Source organism: Hungatella hominis (assembly GCF_014288005.1).
Classification (GTDB): Bacteria; Bacillota; Clostridia; order Lachnospirales; family Lachnospiraceae; genus Hungatella; species Hungatella effluvii.
Window position 1 is genome coordinate 1 of sequence record NZ_JACOPB010000047.1, and the last position, 3,526, is coordinate 3,526.

Annotated in this window: 6 protein-coding genes; all 6 read left to right on the forward strand. The window is 45.2% G+C overall.

Going from position 1 to position 3,526, the window contains the following annotated elements:
- Positions 1–114 precede the first annotated feature (114 nt).
- Positions 115–618 carry an HK97 gp10 family phage protein gene (locus tag H8S75_RS32045; protein WP_187024932.1) on the forward strand — a complete coding sequence of 168 codons (504 nt, stop codon included), beginning with the start codon at positions 115–117 and terminating at the stop codon, positions 616–618.
- Complete coding sequence (locus H8S75_RS32050) at positions 611–1,018, forward strand: phage tail terminator family protein (RefSeq protein WP_187024933.1); 408 nt, start codon at positions 611–613, stop codon at positions 1,016–1,018. The genes H8S75_RS32045 and H8S75_RS32050 overlap by 8 nt, the downstream gene beginning before the upstream one ends.
- 3 nt (positions 1,019–1,021) lie before the next feature.
- On the forward strand, positions 1,022–2,065 hold the full coding sequence (locus H8S75_RS32055) for a phage tail sheath subtilisin-like domain-containing protein (protein WP_187024934.1): 1,044 nt from the start codon (positions 1,022–1,024) through the stop codon (positions 2,063–2,065).
- Between the two features lie 12 nt (positions 2,066–2,077).
- Complete coding sequence (locus tag H8S75_RS32060) at positions 2,078–2,551, forward strand: phage tail tube protein (RefSeq protein WP_006774105.1); 474 nt, start codon at positions 2,078–2,080, stop codon at positions 2,549–2,551.
- Positions 2,552–2,610: 59 nt separating this feature from the next.
- Entirely contained in the window at positions 2,611–3,303 is a 693-nt protein-coding gene (locus H8S75_RS32065) for a minor capsid protein (protein ID WP_187024935.1), read from the forward strand.
- A 46-nt stretch (positions 3,304–3,349) separates the two neighbouring features.
- Positions 3,350–3,526, forward strand: a 177-nt coding sequence (locus tag H8S75_RS32070) for a phage tail assembly chaperone (RefSeq protein WP_432764216.1), incomplete at its 3' end; no start/stop codon positions are given.

Consider the following 3,526-nt stretch of genomic DNA (forward strand, 5'->3'; position numbering starts at 1 on the left):
AGGAGATCAGCTGCTGATCACACTCAGAACCGGAAAGAACATCGAGGCTGATTTGGGAGAGTGCCACCCGTATTCCTATCAGTGGCAGTGTGAAATAAAGAGAGATGATAATGTATGAGTAGTAGTAATTATCGCAGGAATAAGGCAGCTATTGATCAGTTTCATAAGGAGCTGATGGCGATGGTGGACGATATCCAGCAGATTGATAAAAAGGTACTTAATAAGGCCGTAAACAACGGTGTTGCCTATGCGAAACGACACACGCCTATGGGAAAGCATCTGAATCCGGTGACCTTTACCGTCAAGAACGGGCCCGATGCAGGGACCGTTGTTAGCTTTAAGGTATCAGATCCGGGTGTTGGGGGGAAATTAAAAGCCGCATGGGAAGCACTTCCTGCTAAGAAATCAAAGGCAGGAGTTGAAAAAGAAATGATAAATTTAATGGACTATGCATCTTACTTGAATTACGGCCATCGCATCGTAACGAAAAAAGGCGGTCCGACAAAAGGTTTTGTAAAAGGTACGTTCGTGCTGGAAAAAACCAGGGGATACATCGAGAAGCAGCTGGTGAAGGAGTTCGAGAAAGAAGTAAAGGCGGTGCAGAGCAAGCATGATTGAAAAACTATATAAGAATATCACGGCTGGATTGAAGGCAGTCAGGCCGTGCAAAGTGTACGTTGAAGATGTGCCGCAGAACTTTGCACAGCCGTCTTTCCTGGTTACCTTCTATGAGCAGGAGCCTTCCAGAGGTATTAATGGCCGACTTAAGAATTTAGTCAGGGTAGACGTATCATACTTTCCGGCGACTGACAGAGAACCTTATGAGGAATGTTGGCTTGTTAGTCAGGATTTGAGCCGGGAATTTATAGTGGCAGATTTCAAAATCAGAAATAGAAACTTAAAGATTGTGGATAGTGTCCTGCATTTCCTTTTCGATGTTGACTACCGGGAATATCAGGAAAACAACAGCACAGCAATGCAGACAATATCACAAAACACAGACATAAAGGAGGAGTAAGCCATGGCAGGAACATGGGAATCCCAGAATAAGGTACTGCCCGGAGCCTATATCAATATCCGGACGAATGAACCGCTGTCTATTACACCGGGGGACCGCGGAACCGTTGTTATCCTGCAGGAAATGAGTGTGGGTACTGACGGCGCTATGTATACAATTACAGCAACGGAGGCGGCATGGCCAGACGGAGCTACGGCCTCGGATAAGAAGCTGGCTGCGGAAGCACTGAAGAAGGCAAAAACCGTATTGGTATATAAACTCAAAGCAAGTCACAAAGCGGCTGACGTCACTGCGGCCCTTGCAGCCCTTAAAACCGTGCAGTTCAATACTCTCTGCTATCCCTATGATGGGGAAGGAGAGGAAGCCAATAAAACGGCCATCGCTACATGGATCAAAGCTATGAGAGATGATGAGGGGGTTAAGTGCCAGGCGGTGCTCGCGAATCATGTGGCAGACAGTGAGGGGATCATAAATGTTGTTCAGGGCATCATCATGCAAGGGAATCAGGAACTGACGGCTGCAGAGGTAACTGCATGGGTGGCAGGAGCTACAGCCGGTGCCAGTATCACTACATCTAATACAGGAATGGTATATGCGGGGGCCATTGATGTTAAACCCAGAATGACAAAATCAGAAATGGAGACAGCCGTTACTGCAGGGAAGTTTATTTTTAAAGTAGACACTGCCCAGAATGTATCTGTAGTATATGATATCAACTCCCTTACAACGGTTACGGTGGACAAAGGAAAGATGTTCACGAAGAACAGAGTGATTCGGACCGTTGACAATATCGCCAACGATATCACGAAGATCTTTGAAGCGAATTATGTCGGGAAAGTCAATAATAATGATGAAGGCAGATCTCTTCTGAAGGCGTCTCTGGTGGACTATTTTGCTACACTTCAGACGATGGGGGCAATTCAGAATTTTGTGACTGACGACATTACGGTCACGAAGGGAAATGATTCGGATGCTGTTGTGATCGAAGCAGCGGTACAGCCGGTTGACAGCGTGGAGAAGATATACATCACAGTTAATCTGTCGTAAGGAGGACATGACATGGGAAATTATACAAAACTCACAGATCTGGTGACAGGAAGTGAAGGAAGCGCCTTTATCACGATTGATGGCCAGAACCGGTACTTTTTCGAGATCTCAAAAGTAGATGCCAGCATCGAGTTCAAGGTGATTGCAAAGCGGCTCCTGGGGCATCGTATGACACAGCATAAGGTTGTAGGAGCGGAGGGAAAAGGTACACTGACAATGTACAACGTAAGCCCAGCCGCACTTGCGGTCTATCAGCAGTATATCAAAGAGGGCAAGGTTCCGCAGATCAGTATTCAGACCACGAATGAGGATCCTGCATCGACTGTGGGACGCCGGGTGGTGGTTATGAGAAACTGTATTCTGGCAAAGGCGCCGGTGGCCTATTTGGACGATTCCAGCGAAGATCTGAATACCGTAGATACTGATTTCACGTTTGATGATGTGGATGAATTGGAGAGTTATGCCTTTCCGGAGAATATGAGATAAGTCATTTACACTTGCCTCGGGAACTATTATAATTGATGGTAAGAAGGGGGGGTGGTGAAATGGGATTATTTGATTTTTTGAAGCATAAGGATCTGGCGGTAGTCGTTGATAGTGACGAGTCTTGCTATCAGGAGGCCATGAAGGCGTTAAGGCGCAAGGACTTTAAAGGAGCATATAGGATCATTTGCAAATGGAATGTTGAGAGTGGAAAGCCCAGTTTAGGATTTGATTGGGAAGAGGAGCTTGAACAAGGGCTGAGCGAAGAAACAGAATCCACCATACAGTATTTTTATACGATGAAGGCGGATCCTGAAATGTTGCATAATGCTGTCTACTGCGCTTTAACAGGAGCGCACCCTCACAAAGTATCAAAATGGGCCTGTCCAGATAAAGAAAAACAAAAAGAGGTGTATTTGGAAATTGACTATCTTGAGTCTAGATACATGACTTTGTGCGATATTCAAGGTTTGGTAAGAGACGGATTCGATAAAGTAGCGTTTCTTGCCACATTAGATAATAAAACATGCTCCGTTTGTGGAAACATGGACGGAAAGGTCATTAAAATTAAGGGAAGTGTGATAGGCAAGAATTTGCCTCCGCTGCACCGCGGGTGCCGCTGTACGACAGTTCCGTATTTTGACGATGATGACAAGGAAGGTGAAATAAGGGTCGCCAGAGATCCAAAAACAGGTAAAAATATAGAAGTTCCAGCAAGCATGACTTGGAAAAAATGGAAAAAGTTAAACAGTTGAGAGACGCAAAGCTAGCGTCTCTTTTTGATTGAGAGGAGAGCTAAACATGGGAAGCTTAAATGCGTTTTTACATCCGGAGCAAGCGGAAAATAAAGAGGTGATTATATCTGAACGATTCAAAGAAAATGGAAAACCGGTTCCATTCGTGATCCGCCCAATCACTCAGCAGGAAAATGATGGACTGCTCCGGAAATATACAAAAAAAGATAAAAAAGGGAATGAG

What these genes read in the sequence shown, in the direction of transcription:
- H8S75_RS32060 (WP_006774105.1), top strand. Translation starts at nt 2,078, where the DNA reads ATGGGAAATTATACAAAACTCACAGATCTGGTGACAGGAAGTGAAGGA.
- H8S75_RS32050 (WP_187024933.1), top strand. Translation starts at nt 611, where the DNA reads ATGATTGAAAAACTATATAAGAATATCACGGCTGGATTGAAGGCAGTC.
- H8S75_RS32055 (WP_187024934.1), top strand. Translation starts at nt 1,022, where the DNA reads ATGGCAGGAACATGGGAATCCCAGAATAAGGTACTGCCCGGAGCCTAT.
- H8S75_RS32065 (WP_187024935.1), top strand. Translation starts at nt 2,611, where the DNA reads ATGGGATTATTTGATTTTTTGAAGCATAAGGATCTGGCGGTAGTCGTT.
- H8S75_RS32045 (WP_187024932.1), top strand. Translation starts at nt 115, where the DNA reads ATGAGTAGTAGTAATTATCGCAGGAATAAGGCAGCTATTGATCAGTTT.